Source organism: Enterococcus sp. AAFC-DPL-5146 (assembly GCF_058216635.1).
Window position 1 is genome coordinate 509,513 of the sequence record NZ_CM177103.1, and the last position, 18,081, is coordinate 527,593.

Genomic DNA, 18,081 nt, shown 5'->3' on the forward strand with positions numbered 1-18,081 from the left:
GGAAAGTTAAATGAATGGTGTATTAAACATATTAATCGATATTGCAAGTACTCCGGCAATTCTGGTTGCACTGATTGCAGTTCTTGGATTAGGGTTACAGAGAAAGCCGATTTCAGATGTTGTCCGTGGTGGGATTAAAACTTTTGTTGGTTTTTTAGTGGTAACTGCAGGTGCTGGTGTAATCGAAGGATCACTCGCACCATTTGGGGAGATGTTTCAACATGCATTTAATATGCAAGGAGTGGTACCTAATAATGAAGCAATCGTTGCCTTGGCTTTGACAAAATATGGCACGTATACAGCACTTATTATGTTAGCGGGAATGGCGTTTAATATTTTGATCGCCCGCATTACGAAATTTAAATATATTTACTTAACAGGTCACGCAACGCTTTATATGGCTTGTATGATTGCTGTAATCATGAGTGTCACGAAAATGAGTGCGGTGCCGTTAGTTTTAGTTGGTGGTTTGGCATTAGGTCTGGCAAATACAATTTTCCCGGCGATTGCACAGCCGTTTACCAAACAAATTACTAAAAATGATTCAGTGGCGTTGGGGCATACTGGAAACTTTGGTTATGCGCTTAGTGGTTTTATCGGAAAATATGTGGGGGATAAAAAGAAATCAACGGAAGATATCAATTTTCCAAAAGGACTATCTTTTCTGCGTGATTCGACAGTTAGTATTACGTTGACAATGGGGATTGTTTATACGATCGTGGCCTTGTTTGCAGGGAATGACTTTATTTCTAAAAATCTTAGTAATGGAACCAATTATATCATTTATGCGTTACAACAAGCAGGGATGTTTGCGGCAGGTGTGTTTGTGATCTTGGCGGGTGTTCGTTTGATTTTAGCTGAAATTGTACCGGCATTTAAAGGGATTTCTGAAAAATTAGTGCCAAATTCGATTCCAGCTTTAGATTGTCCGATTGTTTTTCCTTATGCACCAAATGCTGTTTTGATTGGCTTTTTAACTAGTTTTGTTGGTGGGATCGTTAGTTTATTTATTATGATTGCAACAGGTACGACCGTGATTATTCCAGGTGTGGTGCCGCATTTCTTCTGTGGTGCGACGGCTGGCGTTTTCGGAAATGCTACAGGTGGCGTTCGAGGTGCCGTGGTGGGTTCGTTTATTCATGGGGTGATTATTAGTTTTATGCCGATTTTACTGATGCCAGTTATGGGTGATTTAGGCTTCCAAGGGTCAACGTTCTCTGATACAGATTATGGTGTGACGGGGATATTCCTTGGTAAGCTAGCGGATATGGGCGGTCAAATTGCTGTTGTTGTTGGCGTTTTAGCGGTATTGGCATTACTGATTGGATTAACTATTTTTGGTAAGAAGAAAGCTTCTGAAACGAAGGAGGCGGCATAATGGATACACAGAAATTTGCGGATCAGATTCGTTATTATACGATGAGAGAATTAGATAATTTAGGTTTTGGGCATTTTGGTGGTAGTTTATCTATTGTTGAAACGTTGGCTGTTTTGTATGGAAAAGTCTTGAATGTTTCGCCAGAGAGAAAAGATGATTCAGACCGTGATTATTTTGTCTTATCTAAAGGACATGCTGGACCTGCGCTATATGCTACATTGTTTTTAAAAGGGTATTTTGACGAAGCATTCCTTTTTAGTTTAAATCAAAATGGGACAAATCTTCCTTCTCATCCAGATCGGATTAAAACACCAGGTGTGGATATGACAACAGGGTCTTTAGGTCAAGGAATCTCAGCGGCAACAGGGATTGCAAAAGGCAATCAGTTGTTAGGCAAAAGTAATTATACTTATGCAATCGTTGGTGACGGGGAATTAAATGAAGGACAATGCTGGGAGGCGTTTCAGTTTGCGGCTCATCAAAAGTTGGATCATTTGATTGTATTGATTGATGATAATAAAAAACAATTAGATGGTTATACAACAGATATTTGCGATCCGTTTGATTTTGTCGAAAAAATGCAGGCCTTTGGGTTTAATAGTTGGCGTGTGGATGGCAGTGATGTTGATGCAATTGAAGTTGCGTTGAATCAAGCGAAACAAATGATCGGTAAACCAACAGCGCTTGTTTTAGATACAGTAAAAGGACAAGGGGTTCCTTACTTTGAAGCATTAGTGGACAATCATCATGTTCGTCCAGATGAAGCAGGAAAAATAGCCATCAAAGAAGCGATTGACGTGTTGGCTGAAAAGATCGAGGTGAATCAATAATGAAAGACTTAGAAATGCGACAAGTCTATACAAAAATAATTTTAGCGTTAGCAGAAAAAGATCCAAAAGTTGTAGCATTAGAAGCGGATCTAGCAAGCTCGATGGGGACGAGTAAGTTAAAGGAACAACTAGGCAAGCGCTACATTAATGTGGGAATCATGGAAGCCGAAGAAATGGGAGCAGCTGCTGGTCTTGCTGTCACTGGTTTTGTCCCGTTTATCCATACCTTTGCGCCATTTGCAACGAGGCGTTCCTTTGATCAAGTCTTTCTATCTCTTGGTTATGCCAAGAATCATGCGGTAATTGTAGGAACTGATCCAGGTGTTACTGCTGAAATGAACGGCGGCACACATATGCCGTTTGAAGATATTGCATTGATGCGGGTCATTCCGGGAAACCATATTTATGAAGTGTCAGATCCATACCAATTTAAAGCGATTTTAGAATATGCCCATACGGCACAAGGACTATTCTATATTCGAACCATTCGCAAACAAGCGAAGTCACTTTATACTGGTAAGGAAGATTTTTCTAAAGGGTATTGTAGGCTTAAAAAAGGAACAGCAGGTACGATTTTTGCAAGCGGAATTATGGTGGAAGAAGCTCTTCAGGCAGCGGAGGATTTAGAGAAACAAGGTATCTCAGTTCAAGTGATTGATTTGTTTAGAATCAAGCCGATGAATGAAGAAATAGTGATTGAAGCAGCTAAACTAGGACCAATTGTAACCGCAGAAAACCATAATGTTATTGGCGGATTGGGTAGTGCTGTAGCGGAAATAGTAGCTGAAAATCATCCTGTGAAAATGAAACGAATCGGTGTCAAAGAACAATTCGGTCAAGTTGGTAAATCAGAATATTTAAAGGGAGTTTATGGATTAAAAGCTATTGATATTTCAAAAGTGATGGTGGATTTATTGGATCATGTATATTGAAGGAACAAAGAAATTAGGAAGTAACACTAAAAAGTCGTGCAAATTTTACGAGACTTTTTTAGTGTTACTAATATAGTAAATTTAAGGTATTCGTTATTTTAATTTGAATAATGTTTCAACAGTTACATCAAATACACGTGCTATTTCTAGCGCTAGCTCTAAGGAGGGATTGTATCTATTGTTTTCTAAATGAAGGATAGTTTCCCGACGAACACCAACTTTTTCTGCAAGTTCTCTTTGGGTCAGACCTTTTTCTTCTCTGTATTGTTTTAAAGTCGTTTCTATTTTACCCATGAGTTATTTACCTGATATTTCTAATGATCTAAAAGTTGAACCATGAAGTATTAAAATCACAGCGAGCATAAATGAAATTATAGCGGGTGAAAGTTTAAGACCCATCGGGATAAAATAAGTGGCTATACCTCCTGCTAGTAAAAATAGTAAAATGAAGAAAAAGGTTATATTACTGGATTTATAAAAATTATTTAAGGCACGTTCATCAAGCTTTTCTGTATTAGTAAGGATAGTTACGACCATTATTATTAACAAGACAAGAATCATTAAACCTATTGCTAGATATTTTGTAATTTCTGGAGTTGTTGGAGGTGTAATGAATAGAATTCCTATGCTGTAGAAAATCATTCCGCTCAAGAGTTCGATTGTATAGATTTTTCCAGTTAGATTCATTTTAGTTTTCATAAGTAGTACATCCTTTCTGGTGATATATTTATAACTTGGTTATAAATATATCACCAGTTGTTTTAATAGTCAATAGAATCTTTTTAGTTATAGTTAGACGATCGTATTTCGTTTTTTATGTTATGATAAGCAAAAAGTTATGTGTAGGAGAAAAATATGAAAAAGAACCAACCATCAAAATTCGACTGGTACCACAAGCAATGGGGCAAACCCACACATGATGATCGTTTACTTTTTATTTTACTAACTGTAGGAACGTTTCAAGCTGGTTTAAGTTGGAAAGCAGTAGCTGGTAAATTAGAGGCATTTTTGAGAAACTTTCATAATATGGAGATTCAGAAAGTTGCGGCTATGATGCCGGACGATGTGGAAAAAATCATGCAAGATCCTGAAATGATTCGTAACCCAAGAAAAATCAACGCAACGATTCAAAATGCTCAAGCGATTTTAGCGGTGCAAGAAGAATACGGAAGTTTCGCTGAGTATATGTGGGATTTTGTTGGTGGTGTTCCACGTTTGAATGTCTATGAAGAATCGTATGAAGTGCCAAATGTCACGCCGTTATCTAAAAATGTGGCAAAGGATATGAAAAAACATGGTTTTACTTTTGTTGGTCCAGTGGTCACGTATATGTTTATGAAAGCTAGTGGGATGATTCAAGATGAAGTGTTGAATCGAGAGTTATGATAACTTGTGGACGCCCAGTCGGTCGCGGCTCATAATTCGCAGAAAATTATCCGACAATTAATTGTAATGAGTGGGTGACTTGAGTTATTTAAGATTATGATAATTGGTAAATTAAGTAACTTTATTTAGGAAGTTTTGCCAGATGATGGTCACTTTTATGTTAAAATAATATTACTATCTATCTGTTGAAGGAGGAAATAATGAATAAACGAATTGCTATAATTGTTGGAATTATTACTATAGTGCTTATTGGATTTGGCGGGAAATTGTATATGGATAAAAAAGCAGAAAAAACACATGACGAACAAATATTACAAGCACAAAAAAGTATAGCATTATTTGTTGTACAAAATTACTCAGGTGCAAAATCAATAAAATTTTCTGAATTTAAGTATAATTCAGAAACTGAATCTTGGCATGTTTCTGCTAAAGTTAATCAGGATAATTTAATAACCTTTTCTCTAGAGCAAATAGATAAAGTAAATGTTGATTCTATAGGTACAAGAATAAATCCTGCTACTTTTAAGTTAGAGAAAGTAGAAAATAGGAACAAAACATTAGACGACATTGATATCTTAAAGGAGAGTTAATATGATTAGTGATCAAGATTATAAGATATTAGCAGATGAAGTTTATGAGGTTGATAAGATCAACCATGGTTAAAAGGAGATATTTTAAGTAATCCTAAATTATCAACAGATTATGAAGTGTTAAAAGTAGAAGATAACACAAAAAACGGAATGCAAGCAATGGCCGTTGCCCCAATAGTTAACGGAAAGGCAGGCACCTCTATTGATATGGAAAAAGACAAAAAGATGGCTGACCGAATTAGTGGCGCTTACTATAAATAACAAATTTATCCGTCAAGAGGTTTATTTTCTATCAGAAATATAGGTCTTTTTTTAATATTTTGATAAAAATAAAAAGCTTATTGTGATAAAATTAAAGATGCTTTATAAAAAGTTCGGGATATTCTAAAAAAATACAATCTGAAAAAGATAAGATTCAAGGTAACTGGAAAGCGGGTGAGTTTAACAGCTTGAACGATCAATTTACTGCTTTTAAACCAAAAGTAAGTGAGTTTTCTGAACTATTAGAACAGATCAACAAATGATTCAACGAAGTTGCAAACAATGTGGAAGAAGCAAATCAAAATAGTTTTTCTGTGATTGGTCGCGGACTATAAGAAATTTAGAGAGATGAAGTGCTTTTTATCAGATATGGCGCTACTGTAGATTGGAGAAAAATAAATGATTAAAAAAAACAAAGTAGTAGTATTTATTTTTGTCATTTTAATTGTATTAGGCATAGGATTTGGAGGGAAATTGTATATGGATAAAAAAGCAGAAGAAACACTTGATGATCAAATATTAAAAACGGAAAAAAATTTAGCTTTGTATTTAGTACATGAGTATGAAGGAATAAAAACTATATCATTTGATGGTGTGTCATTTTTTGAAGGACCAGGAAGTTGGTCGTTCAGTGTCTATTTTAATGGTGATAAGGAGAACTATTTATCATTGTCTTTTTATAATTTAGAAAAACCAACTGAAGATTTAACTGAAGTATATGATGAAAAAAATGAGTTTATAAAGAAAAAAAGAGATTCGAACAGAACTTTGAATGATGTAAAAATTAATTATAAGAGGTTGCAGAATGATAAAGGATAAGGATTATAAAGTTTTAGCCGATGAGGTTTATAAAGTTGATAAAGGTAAAGTAGAACATCCTAGAAGAGAAGGAGAAATTATAAGTAACTCGAATTTAGATAGAGATTATAAAATTCTGAAAGTAGAAGATAACACAAAAAACGGAATGCAAGCAATGGCCGTTGCTCCAATAGTTAACGGAAAAGCAGACACCTCACAAGTAGTAATTGCCTACGCAGGAACGAATGCATCTGATGATTTAGATATAGCGACAGATATACAAACCGTTGGTGCAGGAAGTGAGAAACTGAAATCGTTTGATTGGTTTGGAGCACCTGAAATGGTGGACGCTCAATCTGTCACAGCCCAGCAATTCGCAGAGTCTATTAGAAATCAGTATCCTTTTGCGACAATTACAACGACAGGACATTCTTTAGGAGAAAGTTTAGCTTTTTATATTGCCGCAGAAAACAAATGGCTTAACGTAGGGTTCAATGGTCCTTATGCAGGAAGCATGATGTCAAAAGATGGAAAAAAATGGGCAAAAGACAATCCAGGCATGTTTTATAACTATCGAAATAGGAACGATGCTGTCGGAGGAATTCGAGTTACTGGTCGAGAGTTTGCCATTATTATTGATATGGAAAAAGACAAAAAGATGGCTGATCGATTTGGTGGCGCTTACCATAGTCTTGCTATGTGGGAATTTGACAAGAAAACGGGTAGATTGTTAATTCCTGATAATGAGTTCAATGTAAAAGCAATTAAAAAAAGAGCTGAGAATGATAAACAGCAGTTACTAGGTGTTCTTAGTGGCACCAAAGCATGGATGAAGTTCTTGCGGAATAAGTTAAAGAAAAGTGGTGGCGGTTTATCAGCCAATGAAGCTATTTTCTTAGACAGCGTTGAAGCACTCCTTGTGTTAAATGCACAAATGAGTACGGTCAATGGGACTTTTTTAGAGGCAGAAAGCTTCCTTCGTCGGAAAACAGAAAAAGCAGAACAAGCTTGGCAAAACTCCTTGAAAGCAGGAATAACATTAGGTCATGATTTGAGCGAACCAGAAGTACTGGACGCACTCGAATCTATAGGTGTCAGTAAATCAATCATTTGCGACCAACCTAAAGAAAGAAATGAATCGAAAATTGCTGAATACAGAGAAATCGCAAGTAGCTGTGATACGCTCAAAACAGAAATTCATGGAAGTATTGAAAAACTATTATCTGTGGATCAACAATTAGCGAAACAATTTCAACCAGACTAACTGTAAAGGAATGCGTTAAGAATGGATAAAGAAGAAGAATTAAAGCTAGAGTATATGAAAGAAGTACGAATATATGAGGAAAAAGAAGATCAGTTAGCTTGGAACAAAAGAAAAATAGTTCAAGAAATAGACGACTATGTCAAAGAAACTGAGTATTGGGCTGGAAAACTTCCTTATGGTCGTGAAGCTCTATCTGAAGCGTATCATCATTTCCAAAATGAATCATTGGAGTTAGAGGATCGATTTCATCAAGAAAGAAAAAAAATAATGAACGAGATGGAAGAGTTAGAAGAGAACTATAGAAAAGAATTACGTAATTTAGAGAATTAAAAGGAGGATTTTAGAGGACATGGTAGAGCTATTCACAGATGAAATTCTTGATGAAGCTGGATTAAAGGAGCTTAGAAAAGCGAGACAAAAAAATAATATTCGTTCTTTCGTAGGGACTGCCGCGCTCATGGACCACGCATCAAGAGAACAAGAAGTAAAATCAATTATTGACACGTACATAAATGAATTGAAAAGTTCTTTAGAGAGTTTATCAAGTAATTTAGGCAGCTCTCTAAAAGGACAAGCAGGAAAAAAAGTAAAAGAAGCAATAAAACAGCAGGCCTCAAAAATTCAATCAATATAGAGCTAGAACAATTGCTTTTTTTTCGACTGTTGAACACTTCTAACCTGTTGGATTTTGGTATAATTTTTTATGGTGCTGACTAAACAATTAAATTAAAAAAGAGGTGTTTTTATGGACGAAAAAGAACTTGAACGTGAAAGGGAACGACAAAAAGAGCTTGTTCGAAAAATCGGCGAGGAAGCTGTAGCAAAGCAGCAACAAATACATGCGACTGTTGAAAAAAATACTAGTGAAATAATGGCTCGCATGCTTGAAACCATTCAAGATACACAGAGATTAGTAGAGAAGTGGGAACAACCGGCAAAGAAACCCGACCTTCATCTAGTACCACCCCTTTCCTCAGAAACACCAAAAGAGGTACCTCATGACAGAAAAACGACCTAAAATAAACGTAGAAATGAATCCCGCACAGTACTATCCATATGTTCGTGAAGAATTAAAAAAAGAACTAGAAGGACAGTTTCCTAATAATCCAGAAGCTGTCGCAGAACATTTAAGTTTTGCAGATAATCTTCACACACTAGAACAAGAAATGGAAAAAATCATGACATCTGTTGACGAACGAATGATTGCGGCAGAAAATAATGCATTGACTTTTTTAGAAGCTTCACCCGAACGTATTCCTCTTCATATCAAGCGTTTAGCTACTTTCTGTGAACAGTGGAAACATGAAAATAGCTGAACAGTCAAGTTGAAAAGAAAGACTACATTCTATTCTCCTTGGCTTGTCTTTTCGAGAGTATGGGACGGGAGCATTTATTCAGAAAGGAGTTGCATCAGCACTCATCATTTATCTAGATTCCATGTGAGTGGGATATGACTCGTAGAGTTATGTCCCACTCATTTTTTTACTTAGAATCCTACATATCCTTTGGAAAGTACAGAAAAGGCTATTCAATTTATAGAAATGATTTCTTTTTATGACACGAGTAACCGCAGTAGCTAGGAACAAAGTAACATAATCTACTTTGTTCTTAGCTACTTATTGTATTTTAATAAAAATCAGTGCTAGGAAAATCTTCAAAAAAATCTGGCTGTAAAAATTGAATCAGCGCATAAATATACTTGTTGGCAATCATTTGACGTTTAAGAAGTTCATTCAAAGCACGTAAGGATTGTTCTGCTAATTCAATCATTCGCTTAGGTGAATCTGCTTGAAATTGCGCCAATATTTCTCGGACTTCATTTAATGACCAAGTAGAGGCTCGAATCAAACGAATAAATAATAACTGCTGTAAGGCATGCTCATCAAACATTCGATAGTTACTGTCACTATCCCGTGGGACTTCAAGGAGTCGTTCTTTGGTCCAGTGGCGAATCGTAGTTTCAGGAATCGCTAAACGTTCAGCTGTTTCACCGATCGTCAGCCAACCTCGAGTGGGTAGCAGCGTGATTTCTTGCCATTCCTCTTCGTGGAGGAGGGCTAAGGTTTGATCAGATATATTTTTTCGTTGATTTAGTTTAACTTGTTCTTCATTCAATAACCAAAAAGCAGCTGTAAAGTTATGGCTTTGGATAGCGGCCATGATGTCATTTGTAGCGTGATAGCCATAAGTGAGCGTAGTTGTTCGAATCGCACGAAAGTAATGCAAACTTTCTTCCGTATAAAGTCGATAACCACTGCTGCTTCGCTCAGGTGAGGGGATGAGTTGCTTTTTTTCATAATGCCGTAATAAACTGGTACTGATATTCAATTCTCTGGCAATATCAATGGGTCGAATACTCATGGGATATTCCTCCGGATAACAATGTTTTTGATTATTATAAGCTATTTAACAAACTTTGTAATCTATAACCTTAGAAATTGCACAAATGTGCTACGATAGGGTTAGTCTGTTGGTATCTAGCTGCACAGGCTAACCTTTCGGGAAAAAGATAAAAATAGAATGAGACGAAAAGCACCTCAGTCGATTTTTCCTATTTTCCAGTCAAGGTTGAACGAGCCTGTTCCGCTTTTATTGGTATCTAGCTGCACAGGCTAACCTTTCGGGAAAAAGATAAAAATAGAATGAGACAGAAAGCGTCTCAGTCGATTTTTTTATTTTCCAGTCAAGGTTGAACGAGCCTGTTCCGCTTTTATTGGTATCTAGCTATACAGGCTAATCTTTCGGGAAAAAGATAAAAATAGAATGAGACGAAAAGCGCCTCAGTCGATTTTTCCTATTTTCCAGTCAAGGTTGAACGAGCCTGTTCCGCTTTTATTGGTATCTAGCTATACAGGCTAATCTTTCGGGAAAAAGATAAAAATAGAATGAGACGAAAAGCACCTCAGTCGATTTTTCCTATTTTCCAGTCAAGGTTGAACGAGCCTGTTCTGCTTTTAATTGGTATCTAGCTGCACAGGCTAACCTTTCGGGAAAAAGATAAAAATAGAATGAGACGAAAAGCGCCTCAGTCGATTTTTCCTATTTTCCAGTCAGATCTGGATGAGCCTGTTATGCTTTTAACTGTTATCTAGCTGCACAAATCAATCCTTAGGAAAATAGATAAATTGTCAGTGAAATGAAGGGCATTTCAATGCCAATTTCCTAATTTTCTACAGGATTAACCGATTTGTTCCGCTTTTATTTTAAGGAGGATTTTTATGACAGAATATGTAACAATCAATGGGGCACGAGAAAATAATTTAAAAAATGTCTCAGTAAAAATACCGAAACGAAAAATAACTGTTTTTACAGGTGTTTCGGGTTCAGGAAAATCCTCGATTGTATTTGAAACGATCGCCAATGAATCGCAACGACAATTAAATGAAACCTTTAGTGCGTTCATACAAAATTTTCTACCGAAATATCAGCACCCAGATGTGGACAGTATTGAAAATTTATCGACTTCAGTGGTTATTAATCAAAAGCGTTTAGGTGGCAATTCTCGTTCAACATTAGGAACGATCACAGATATCAATCCTTTGCTGCGCGTGCTTTTTTCAAGATTTGGGAAGCCTAGTATTGGAACAGCCAATTATTTTTCCTTTAATGATCAAGCTGGCATGTGTCCAGAGTGTCAAGGAATTGGGCGAACACTGAGAATCAATGAAGATAAATTTCTAGATCCTTCACAGTCTTTAAACAGTGGAGCGATCCAGTTTTCTGCGTTTAAAAATACAGAATGGCATATGAAAGGCTATTTAGATTCAGGCTTATTTGACAACGATAAGAAAATTTCAGAGTATACAGAGCAAGAATTGGATACACTGCTTTATGGAAAAGATATTAAAGTTAAAATCGAGGATGTTAATTTCACATATGAAGGGTTATTTGCAAAGTTCAATCGCCTCTATTTGCAAAAAGAAGGCGAAATATCACCAAGAACCCAGAAACTGATTAATGAATATACCCATGAAGCAACTTGTCCGCTTTGCCAAGGAAAACGTTTGTCACAAGCTTCGTTAGCTGTAACAGTCGGTGACTATTCAATTGCAGATTTTACTTCTATCGAATTGACTAAAATGCTGGATGTCTTAGAAACGATCAAAATCCCAAATGCTACGCCGATCATTAAAAATCTGAAAGAAAAAATCAGTCACTTAGTTGAAATTGGGTTAGGCTATTTAAGTTTAGATCGAGAAACCGCAACATTATCTGGCGGTGAGTCTCAACGGGTCAAGATGGTCAAGCATTTAAATAATAGTCTGGTGGATTTGATTTACATATTTGATGAACCAAGCATCGGACTGCATCCTAGAGATGTTCACCGTCTAAATGAATTGTTGTTCAAACTAAGAGATAAAGGCAATACTGTGATTGTGATCGAACATGATCCAGATGTGATTAAAATTGCCGACCATGTGATTGAAGTTGGTCCTCAGGCAGGAAAACATGGTGGAAATATTATGTTTGAAGGAACGTATAAGGACTTACTCGAGTCAGACACGCTAACAGGAAACTGCTTGAAAAATCAAACAGAGTTGAAAAAACAGGTTAGACCAGCAGTCGATTTTTATCAAGGGCGTCTTTCAAGTAAGCATAACTTAAAAAAGACAGCTTTACGTATCCCTAAAAAGACCTTAACAATGATTACAGGTGTGGCAGGATCAGGGAAAAGTACTTTGGTCAAAGAATCTTTCTTATCAGAATTTCCTGAAACGATTGTGATCGATCAAGCTGCTGCTCAAACAAATTCACGTTCAAATCCAGCAACGTATATTGGGATCATGGACAACATCAGAAAGCTATTTGGAAAAGCCAACGATGTTTCGCCTTCATTATTTAGCTATAATTCCAAAGGTGGCTGTGAAAATTGTAAAGGGCAAGGATTCATCGAGACAAATTTAGCGTTTATGGAAGCGATAAAAAGCGAATGTGATGTGTGCCATGGCAAACGCTATAAACAAGAAGTGTTAGATTATCAGTTCCAAGGAAAAAACATCACAGAAGTATTAGCATTGACAGTTGAAGAGGCATTGGCATTCTTCAAAGAGCCAGCAATTTTGAAAAAAATACAAGCAATGGAACAAGTTGGTTTGAGCTATTTAACCTTAGGACAACCGATGAATACCTTATCTGGCGGGGAATGTCAGCGGATGAAATTAGCCAGTGAGTTTTACAAAAAAGGCAGTATTTATGTTTTAGATGAACCATCAACGGGACTTCATTTATCGGATATCGAACACTTGACGGAAATCATGAATCATTTGGTAGATCAAGGCAATACAGTTATTGTGATCGAGCATCATGTTGATTTGATCAAGCAGGGGGATTGGATCGTTGATATTGGCCCTGATGGGGGTAATCAAGGTGGGGAAATTGTTTTTGAAGGAAAGCCAGAAGAAATAAAAAATAGTCATTCGATTACAGGACAGTTTATTTAGCGATAATTAAAAAGTCGGAGAGAAATATCTCTTCGACTTTTTCTATTTCTATAAATCATTCGTTATTTTCTGTTTGTAAATTTATTCAAATATTCATCTGTTTCGGTTATTAAAGTATCAAAATTTTGATAAACGACTTCAAACATTTCAGCACAAGCTTTCATTTCTTGCGGATTTCTTCTTACTTTACCTTCAAGAAAGTGAGTCATAAAATGTAAGGTCTCATGCCACTCTTTCAATTCATACAAATAAGTTTTTACATCCAAGATATTTTGATAAGTGATTGTTTTTGATTCCTGTGATTTTCTCATGTCAACATTCTCCTAGTCTAAATTTGATTAAAATCCCAACTAGATAGGTAAATAAAAAACGATCAGAACCAAGCCTCATCGTTTTCAATAGACACACCCACAGAACACTTGTCTACGCAATTCAAAAGAATTTCTCACATAAGGTAGAAATCTACACTGAAATTGGGTACAATAAAACAAGCTGGTACTTTGGTATTGGCTATCGGCAACTTGTATTGGCAGTGGATGCTGTCTTTACAGGGCCTCGCGATTTTGGTTCCCGCCAAAATGTGAGGTGCCGTTTTTTATTTTCTATCAGGTCGTTGTTACGTTAAATGGTATCACGTCCTTGTTTTAGAAATGATAGGATAGAAACAAAAAAAGATATCGGGAAAATTTCCCAATACCTGTTCATCAATAGTATGAACTAACCTTACTATTTCACTTCTCATCAAACAAAATACGACAAAAAAGAAGCAGTCAAATATACTTGATTTTTGTACAATGAAAGAAGCTAGTTGTAATGCTAGCGACTATTGGCGACTTGTTTGGGCAGTGGATGCTGACTTTACAAGGCCTTCAAGTATGAGGTTCCCGCCAGATACTTGAGGTGCCAATGGTTATTTATATGTGATGTAGCTTTGTGAACTTTTCTTAGTTCATAAAGCTTTTTTTCGTTATTATCCTATATCAATAAGTATAAAGAATTTAACATTAATGGTCAATACGAACAAGGGAGAAAATAGTTGATTTTATAGTAAATTTTTCGGTTCTCTATTGTGGGGATGCGTGCTAGTTGATTATGAAGCAAAAATTTGAGTAAAGCTCCCAACTAAAAATTTATAATTCTAAACCTGTAAACAACGGTTATTGGGGACGGATAATTTTTATGATTTCTGAACAAATAAACGAACTGGACAAAAGGTTAATATAATTAATTTTTATGTTTACTTATTATTTCAATTGTGATATTCTGATTTACAGAAAGCGTTTTCTAAAATACTTTATGAGGAGTTGTATTATGAAAAAAATTATTTTAATTACATTAGCACTTTTGGTATCTACGAGTATGCTATCTCCACTTATTACTTCGGCAGAGTCTAATAAACCTACTCAAGTGAGTATACAATTATCTAAAAATGATGCAGAGAAAAATCGTGAAATTGAAAAATTTTCTGATATGCAGGATAAAATCACAGCTGTATTAACGATTGAAGATGGAAAATATGTATATGATGAAAGAGAAGTAAAAGCTATTGTTAGCGAATTTGATTTTGAAGAACTTGCTGTAAAAACTGGGATAGAGTTTACAAATGAGTCATTTTTTAAAGATGCTATAGAGAATATAGAAAATACAAAATTTGAAAATCAAATCCAAGCTCGAAATGCGAATAGATACAACAGGAATTATTATGAAGAAGGTTGGAACTACGGTAGGATGTGGATGGATACAGCTAAGACCAATTGGAAAATTAAAGATTTACAGGATGGAGCTGATTATATCGCTGCAGGTGGATTAGTAATTGATTTATTTTCAGGAGCTGCTGGATTAGCAGGGTTTTTGAGTGGTCCTGGAGCTGGAGCTCTTATGTTAGGCGCTACTGTTGCAGGTGGTGGGGTAGTTCTATACTTTCAAAATATGGCACGTAATTTAGAATATAAAAATAATGGTACAGGGACTGTACTAGAGGTAAATAAATTTATTGCTGTATATTCTTGTTGGTCACAAAATGAATATAAGGGCAAATAACAAAAACAGGGCTGTTAATTTAAATGTATAAGACAATAATAGTTGTTCTTTCTTCTTTTTAATAGCTCTTTAGAAGAACAAATAATAATTTAAGAAAGGTTTTTGCGATAATGGATAAGTTACTTCAACAAAAAAAGTACCTAGCTACAAGTATTTTGTTACTTGTTATGACATTATATTGCTTTTCAAATATTTTGTTTTCAACATTAAACGCTAAAAGTATTATTCTAAAGTATCTTGTTCTTTTCCTTTGTTTTATATTTAGCATAGTATGTACCTTTATATTGAATATAACAATTAACAAATATTTTCTACTCTTTTTTTTATTTCCATTATTAGTACTTATGTCAGATTATTTGGCTAACAAAATATCATTATTTAATTGTACTATTTTAGTGTTAATCTGTTTTATATGTATATTGAAAATTCTATATAAACCAATAACTAAATAAGCTACATGGAATGAAAATAAAAATTATTGATTCCATTTTAGAAGTTGGTTGTCGATGGCCTTTTGCTTGCTTTAGTTTGTGTAAAACTAAAGCATAGGAATGACCACAAGACCTTTTAGTGCATCATTTGCTGCTACTGTTAGATTTGGGGTATTTTAGTATGTTGCTTTAAACTTAGGTAGAATCAAAAATGGGACAGAGATTATTAAACTAAAAAATAAAATATCTGTCTTATTTGGTACAGGAGTGATATTAGTAGCACAGTATCTTTGTGCTACTAATATTTATGGTAAATCATTTATTATACTAGTGATTAATAAAATATAATTAACAATTACTATTTTATTACTGTTAAACTATTTAATTTGTATATTGAAAATTTCACTAAAATAAATACGGGAGGTACAAGGAATGAAAAATAAAAAATTATTGCTTCCACTTTTCATTTTTACAATTACCTTATTTTTGAACATTAATATCCAATCGGTAAGTGCGGAATTTGTTCCACCTGAGGTAGAAATGTCTATTATTAACGACTACAGTAGTTCGTCTAGTAAAACATTTACTATGCAACCAACACCACTTTCAGTAATCGATGTATTAAACTTTATTGAAAAATCAACAAGTAGACAACCAAAGCAATTACTGAAGTATGTTTATCCAACATACAGTGATACGCAATTAAATTCTGTTACGGCAAATCTAGAACAGTCAAATAAATATTTACTTAGTCAAGGGTATAAAACTAAAATCGCTAATGGGGTGTTGGATACTAGTTATTTGAAAGAAGAACTTTCAAATAATCGTCCAGTCATTGCTTTTTTAACTGCGAATGGAAATTATTGGATTGAGCAAGAAACAGCTGTAATTATTTTTGGGTATCAAAAAATTACTTTTCCTGGTAGACCTCCTCAAATACTTTACATGTATAAGAGTTTAATTCATGGAAATGGTGTGATTTTTAGCGGAGGTGAAAATGAAATTCAATTACTATTAAATGAGAGTTCCATTGACCCTTCCGCAAATGTAACCTTCAAATGGGTCTCTACATTATATGGATTTAATAAATAAGGAGGAGGGGAAAACATGAAACGAACAAAACGTTTTTTATTAGGATCATTTTTAGCTGTTATCTTTATGTTGACCGTAGTTACAACCAAAGTAGATGCGGCTTCTTTGTACGTGAAATCAACAGATGTCCCAAATGAAACGACTGTTCTAGCAACGCAAAATTGGCAAGAGTATTTAAATAAAATGATGCTGGCAGATAATGGAAGCAGTACAAACTATTATCTAGGTCAACCTTTTACAATTAGTTATCCTAAAAGTACGACCTTTAATTATCCAATTATAGCGAAAGAAAACAAGCAAATAGCTTATCTTTTACAAGTTGATTCTTCAGATAGTCAAAATCCAGATAGTTTTATTTTATCAAAGGCGTTAGCAAAGAAACTTGAAGAATTAAGTTTGACGATTCCATTTGATGGCAATCAAGCAATAACGTTAGTTGGACTTAACCAAAATATTTTTTATGGGTATCAAGGAATCCAGAATCCGTTACTAACAATTAATGATACAGATGTTCCAGATATATCTTCTGATTCGCAAATATCTGTTAACGTTGATATAACTGAACCAACTGCACAACCTAATTTACGGATGGCAAGAGCTTCAGTAGAATTTGAAACGAATATATTACCTTGGACAGTTTATGAAACTCAAACCGATCAACCTTGGTGTCAAAATTATACTATGGCAGCAACTATTAATCATCAAGCCGGGAAACAAGTTACGTCTGCTAGCGATATCATTCATAAATCGTATCCAAATGCAACGGAATCACAGCTTATGGATATAAATTGGATTACTAAACAAAGCCTAAATGATATTATTAACTATGTAAATAAAGCATATAACTATTCGATTAAATTCGAGGGTAACAAACTCCCGTTCTCGATGATAAAAAAAGAGATTGAAAATAAAGCACCAATTATTACTGATTTAAAATCAAGTACTGCGTACGGTCATTCTATCGTTCTTATGGGCTATACTGCGCCTAAAAATGGAGATATAACTTCATACCCTCCTTATTATTTTTATTGGAATCCTTGGTGGGAAGATACTTTTATTGTATCAAGCAATTCGAAATATATGACACTAGGACAATCAAATTACGAGTGGTATCGAACGTTATATAATTTTAGAAGAGGAAAGTACCAAGAGAAAATTAGTACAGTCGTTACTTTACAATCGTTTGCATCTCAATACCAAACTGGAGAAAATATTCCTACAAACCTAAGAAGCAAAGAGTACAGTATTAAAGATGTGAAAGAAGTCAAACAGTCCAATTCAAAATTAGCTTACTACCTTGATGGTTTAAACAAATGGGTACTAGAACAAGATGTGAAATTATATGCGACTCCTTTATTGAATAAAAATGTATTATTGTTATCCAAAGCTACACATGCCCAAACGGGTGAATTTCTTGATTCTTCTTTAAGGAATAAAAGATACTCGGCAATACAAGTTAAACCTGTGAGACAATCTAATTCAAAATTGGCTTATTATTTAAATGGGTTAAACAGATGGATTTTAGAACAAGATCTTTCCCAATGATAAAAAAACGAGCAGAATGTGTCTTGTCTGCCCGTTTTTTATTTTGGTTCTTTGTCAACTAACATTTGTAAAAAAAAGCCAAAGAATCAAGTT

The 18,081-nt window shown here is 34.9% G+C and carries 19 protein-coding genes; 15 read left to right on the forward strand and 4 right to left on the reverse strand.

Annotated features, from left to right (window positions below; translation table 11 throughout):
- The first annotated feature begins 10 nt into the window (after positions 1-10).
- The 3 genes from ulaA to AC4BB2_RS02275 are packed head-to-tail and all read left to right on the forward strand — an operon-like array spanning position 11 to position 3,140.
- Positions 11-1,378: a PTS ascorbate transporter subunit IIC gene (ulaA, locus tag AC4BB2_RS02265; protein ID WP_490473831.1), complete on the forward strand. Its 1,368-nt coding sequence runs from the start codon at positions 11-13 to the stop codon at positions 1,376-1,378.
- A complete protein-coding gene (locus AC4BB2_RS02270; RefSeq protein ID WP_490473832.1) occupies positions 1,378-2,208 on the forward strand; it encodes a transketolase in 831 nt (276 codons plus the stop codon). The genes ulaA and AC4BB2_RS02270 overlap by 1 nt, the downstream gene beginning before the upstream one ends.
- Positions 2,208-3,140 carry a transketolase family protein gene (locus tag AC4BB2_RS02275; protein WP_490473833.1) on the forward strand — a complete coding sequence of 311 codons (933 nt, stop codon included), beginning with the start codon at positions 2,208-2,210 and terminating at the stop codon, positions 3,138-3,140. The genes AC4BB2_RS02270 and AC4BB2_RS02275 overlap by 1 nt, the downstream gene beginning before the upstream one ends.
- A 93-nt stretch (positions 3,141-3,233) precedes the next feature.
- On the opposite strand, the gene AC4BB2_RS02280 is transcribed toward AC4BB2_RS02275, so the two are convergent.
- Positions 3,234-3,434, reverse strand: coding sequence for a helix-turn-helix transcriptional regulator (locus tag AC4BB2_RS02280; protein WP_034860008.1), 201 nt, complete (start codon positions 3,432-3,434; stop codon positions 3,234-3,236).
- A gap of 3 nt (positions 3,435-3,437) precedes the next feature.
- Positions 3,438-3,839: a hypothetical protein gene (locus AC4BB2_RS02285; RefSeq protein ID WP_490473834.1), complete on the reverse strand. Its 402-nt coding sequence runs from the start codon at positions 3,837-3,839 to the stop codon at positions 3,438-3,440.
- A 156-nt stretch (positions 3,840-3,995) separates the two neighbouring features.
- On the opposite strand from AC4BB2_RS02285, the gene AC4BB2_RS02290 reads away from it, so the two are divergent.
- The 8 genes from AC4BB2_RS02290 (at position 3,996) to AC4BB2_RS02325 (ending at position 8,755) form a co-directional block, all read left to right on the forward strand.
- Complete coding sequence (locus AC4BB2_RS02290; protein ID WP_490473835.1) at positions 3,996-4,526, forward strand: DNA-3-methyladenine glycosylase I; 531 nt, start codon at positions 3,996-3,998, stop codon at positions 4,524-4,526.
- A 200-nt stretch (positions 4,527-4,726) separates the two neighbouring features.
- Entirely contained in the window at positions 4,727-5,116 is a 390-nt protein-coding gene (locus AC4BB2_RS02295; protein ID WP_490473836.1) for a hypothetical protein, read from the forward strand.
- Positions 5,117-5,776: 660 nt separating this feature from the next.
- Entirely contained in the window at positions 5,777-6,196 is a 420-nt protein-coding gene (locus AC4BB2_RS02300) for a hypothetical protein (RefSeq protein WP_490473837.1), read from the forward strand.
- The gene (locus AC4BB2_RS02305) at positions 6,183-7,439 is read left to right on the forward strand and encodes an alpha/beta hydrolase family protein (RefSeq protein WP_490473838.1); all 1,257 of its coding nucleotides are present in this window, start codon (positions 6,183-6,185) and stop codon (positions 7,437-7,439) included. Before AC4BB2_RS02300 ends, AC4BB2_RS02305 begins: the two co-directional genes overlap by 14 nt.
- A 21-nt stretch (positions 7,440-7,460) precedes the next feature.
- Positions 7,461-7,769, forward strand: a complete 309-nt coding sequence (locus tag AC4BB2_RS02310) for a hypothetical protein (RefSeq protein ID WP_490473839.1) — start codon at positions 7,461-7,463, stop codon at positions 7,767-7,769.
- 19 nt (positions 7,770-7,788) lie between these two features.
- Complete coding sequence (locus AC4BB2_RS02315) at positions 7,789-8,073, forward strand: hypothetical protein (protein ID WP_490473840.1); 285 nt, start codon at positions 7,789-7,791, stop codon at positions 8,071-8,073.
- 111 nt (positions 8,074-8,184) lie between these two features.
- Positions 8,185-8,457, forward strand: a complete 273-nt coding sequence (locus tag AC4BB2_RS02320) for a hypothetical protein (RefSeq protein ID WP_490473841.1) — start codon at positions 8,185-8,187, stop codon at positions 8,455-8,457.
- Entirely contained in the window at positions 8,438-8,755 is a 318-nt protein-coding gene (locus AC4BB2_RS02325) for a hypothetical protein (RefSeq protein WP_490473842.1), read from the forward strand. Before AC4BB2_RS02320 ends, AC4BB2_RS02325 begins: the two co-directional genes overlap by 20 nt.
- 310 nt (positions 8,756-9,065) lie before the next feature.
- Here the strand turns inward: AC4BB2_RS02325 and AC4BB2_RS02330 are convergent, their stop codons facing one another.
- Positions 9,066-9,800, reverse strand: coding sequence for a MerR family DNA-binding transcriptional regulator (locus AC4BB2_RS02330; RefSeq protein WP_490473843.1), 735 nt, complete (start codon positions 9,798-9,800; stop codon positions 9,066-9,068).
- An 857-nt stretch (positions 9,801-10,657) separates the two neighbouring features.
- Here AC4BB2_RS02330 and AC4BB2_RS02335 point away from each other — a divergent pair.
- On the forward strand, positions 10,658-12,880 hold the full coding sequence (locus AC4BB2_RS02335) for an ATP-binding cassette domain-containing protein (RefSeq protein WP_490473844.1): 2,223 nt from the start codon (positions 10,658-10,660) through the stop codon (positions 12,878-12,880).
- Between the two features lie 62 nt (positions 12,881-12,942).
- Here the strand turns inward: AC4BB2_RS02335 and AC4BB2_RS02340 are convergent, their stop codons facing one another.
- Positions 12,943-13,191, reverse strand: a complete 249-nt coding sequence (locus tag AC4BB2_RS02340; protein ID WP_490473845.1) for a hypothetical protein — start codon at positions 13,189-13,191, stop codon at positions 12,943-12,945.
- A 1,000-nt stretch (positions 13,192-14,191) separates the two neighbouring features.
- Here AC4BB2_RS02340 and AC4BB2_RS02345 point away from each other — a divergent pair.
- From AC4BB2_RS02345 to AC4BB2_RS02355, 3 genes are all read left to right on the forward strand, one after another.
- Positions 14,192-14,920 carry a hypothetical protein gene (locus AC4BB2_RS02345; RefSeq protein WP_490473846.1) on the forward strand — a complete coding sequence of 243 codons (729 nt, stop codon included), beginning with the start codon at positions 14,192-14,194 and terminating at the stop codon, positions 14,918-14,920.
- 863 nt (positions 14,921-15,783) lie between these two features.
- Entirely contained in the window at positions 15,784-16,443 is a 660-nt protein-coding gene (locus AC4BB2_RS02350; RefSeq protein WP_490473847.1) for a hypothetical protein, read from the forward strand.
- A 15-nt stretch (positions 16,444-16,458) separates the two neighbouring features.
- Positions 16,459-17,988 (forward strand): C47 family peptidase, encoded by a 1,530-nt coding sequence (locus AC4BB2_RS02355; protein WP_490473848.1) that lies wholly within the window; start codon positions 16,459-16,461, stop codon positions 17,986-17,988.
- Positions 17,989-18,081: the final 93 nt, after the last annotated feature.